We start from the raw sequence: 2974 nt of genomic DNA, 5'->3' as shown, positions 1-2974 counted from the left end.
TAATTAAAAAAGTGGGGATGGGCATCGCCTCACTCAAAAACGGTCAATCATCTCTGAAGGTGAAAGACAAGAAGCCTACAGCGTAATCTTTGATTCGGTGTAGGAATATGTCACTACTAACACCAGATGCTTGGGTATCACCAGGACAATGGGGAACATCTAGCTGGTATGTCATTCTCTTTCTTAGCACAGGGATGATGATTGTTAAAAAAGTAGGACGTAGAGATACTTGTCTGAGCTTTTTATCAGTTTATATCGGTTTAACCATAACACGTAACCTTTGGCTAGGGTGGAGTTGGGACGTGATACAGCATCAATTAAGCAATGGTTCATTATTACTATTTGCTTTTTTTATGATAACTGATCCACGTTCCACACCCAAAGCTCAGGTTAGTAGGATAATTTGGGGAGTAAGTATAGCTATAGTCAGTTTTAGCTTACAAACTATTTGGTATATACCTACAGGGTTATTTTGGTCATTATTTATCTTATCCCCTGTAACTATCTTACTAGATTGGTTTCGGTCAGCACCTGAGTTTCACTGGCAAAATTCCTTAATATCTTCTAAACAGTTATGAGATTTCTACAATTACTGATTAGTTTAACTCTCAGTTTAGTTTGCTGCACGCAACCAGTATTAGCCTTTTGTGGGTTTTACGTAGCTAAAGCTGATACTCAACTTTACAATCAAGCTTCCCAAGTGATTATCGCGAGAGACGGAGAGCGTACTATTCTCACCATGGCTAACGATTATCAAGGGGAAGTACAAGACTTTGCTTTAGTTGTCCCTGTACCAGTTATTTTAGAACCAGAACAAGTCAGAGTAGGTAATGATGTTATTTTACAGCGTCTCGATGCTTTTAGCGCACCGCGTTTAGTAGAATATTTTGATAATAATCCCTGTGATACTAGAGTCTATAGTCGAGAAATGGAACTTGATGCAGCTCCTCCTAGCGCAGCTGAAGAAAGTACAGGAAGAAACAGTTTAGGGGTTACCGTAGAGAGAAGCTTTACTGTGGGAGAGTACGATATTTTAATACTCAGCGCTGAAGATTCAGGAGGATTAGAAACCTGGTTAAAACAGAATGGTTATCAAATTCCTGCGGGAGCATCAGAGATTTTACATCCCTACATCCGTCAAAACCTCAAATTTTTTGTAGCTAGAGTCAATTTAGCCGAATATGCAGCCACGGGTTTTCAATCCTTACGTCCTTTGATGATAGCTTATGAATCACCCCAATTTATGTTACCTATTCGTCTCGGGATGGTCAACGCTCAAGAATCACAAGAATTAATCGTGTATTTACTCTCTCCCCAAGGTCAAGTACAATTGACCAATTATCGTACCGTTAAAATCCCTTCAGAGGTAGAATTACCAGAATTTATCCAAGAGGAGTTTAATGACTTTTATACCTCTATGTTTACTAATAGTTATCTGCAAGAGAATAGCAACATAGGGTTTTAGAGTACGCTTGGAATATGACATGGTGCGATCCTTGTGCAGCTGATCCTCTGACTCAAGAAGAATTAAAACAAGCAGGGGTATTTTGGTTAGATAGTCAACCCGATGTCTTTATCACCCGTCTGCATTTACGTTATACCAGAGATAAATTCCCCGAAGACTTGAGATTTCAAGATACAGGTAATCAGGAACTATTTCAAGGTAGATATATTATTCGTCATCCCTATACAGGTACAATTGATTGTGACCTAGGGAAAAGTTATCCTCAAGAAGTAAGAAATAGACAGGAAACCGAAGCAGAAACCCTCGCTAAACTAACGGGATGGGATGTTAATGAGATTCGTTCTAAAATTAATTTTTTTGAGGTAAATACCGAATCAAATCAACCTTGGTGGCGAGAATTTTGGGACTGAAGAAAGCTATACATCAAAATGCAGCTTTTTGGATTTAGAACCAGTCAAAAAACAGGATCTTCCGTACTTGTGGTGATAAGTAAAACTTATAATATGTTAGACTCACCGAGTCACCAATTCAGTAGGGGCGCAAGGCATGGGCCCCTACATGATTAAATCTATTAACAATTCTTGTTTTTGATGTTGCAGTTTTTCAGGATCTTGTTGCCATCGATAAGGATTATTAAGAATATATTCTCTGATTTGCCATAATTTTTGTTCATTCCTAATAATTGATTCATAAAAATTTCTTTGCCACACAGGAGGATTAGGTTCAGTAGAAATTGCTTTTATTCTTTTGGTGACAGCAGATTTAAAACCCCCAACAAATGATGATAAAGAACGAGGTTTTCGTCCCCCCTGTAGGGGCGCAAGGCTTGCGCCCTTTTGATGGTTTATACCCTGATTAAAATCGGTTTCCTTTTCAATTATCACAATACCATGAATATGATTAGGCATAATTATCCATTCATCTAAAGTAATTTCTTGACGAATTTTGGCAGAATTTAACCATTCTTGAGCAACCATTTTACCAATTTGATTAAGATACATTTGCCCCTGATTAATCTCTCCAAATAAACATTGTTTTTGATAAGTACAAATAGTAATAAAATACATTCCTGATTGTGAATAGTCATATTCTGGTAAACGAATTGACCGACGGTGATGTTCAGAAGGATTATATTTATTCATATTTCTAGTAATGTTTTTTGAACCCCTCATATATTATATAACATCTGTAGGGGCGCATGCCTTGCGCCCTTTACCGATACTTGCGCCCTTTACCGATACTTGTGCCCTTTACCATTACTTGTGCCCTTTACCGATACTTGCGCCCTTATTTTCGATAGGCGCACCAGGAAGTGAATCTCTGCGAGATCGCTTTCTACTGTTGATTATTACTTATATGTAAAATATTGATGGGTTGTAAATTTAGGTTTTGGTGCTGTAGGGGCGCAAGGCTTGCGCCCTTTACCGATACTTGCGCCCTTTACCGATACTTGCGCCCTTTACCGATACTTGCGCCCTTATTTTCGATAGGCGCACCAGGAAGTGAATC

The 2974-nt window shown here is 38.5% G+C and carries 2 protein-coding genes and 1 pseudogene; 2 read left to right on the top strand and 1 reads right to left on the bottom strand.

Features of this window, described 5'->3' with window-relative positions; translation table 11 throughout:
* Positions 1–107: 107 nt before the first annotated feature.
* Both EA365_00040 and EA365_00035 read left to right on the top strand, forming a co-directional pair.
* Positions 108–578, top strand: a complete 471-nt coding sequence (locus tag EA365_00040) for a hypothetical protein (GenBank protein ID TVQ50062.1) — start codon at positions 108–110, stop codon at positions 576–578.
* Positions 575–1875: pseudogene (locus tag EA365_00035) on the top strand (DUF2330 domain-containing protein). The gene EA365_00040 and the pseudogene EA365_00035 overlap by 4 nt, the downstream one beginning before the upstream one ends.
* 144 nt (positions 1876–2019) lie before the next feature.
* Here the strand turns inward: EA365_00035 and EA365_00030 are convergent.
* Positions 2020–2607, bottom strand: coding sequence for a transposase (locus tag EA365_00030; protein ID TVQ50061.1), 588 nt, complete (start codon positions 2605–2607; stop codon positions 2020–2022).
* Positions 2608–2974: the final 367 nt, after the last annotated feature.

The sequence above is a fragment of the Gloeocapsa sp. DLM2.Bin57 genome (assembly GCA_007693955.1).
Lineage (GTDB): Bacteria > Cyanobacteriota > Cyanobacteriia > Cyanobacteriales > Gloeocapsaceae > Gloeocapsa.
The sequence above is the reverse complement of the archived record's forward strand: the minus strand, read 5'-3'. Positions and strand labels throughout refer to the sequence as shown.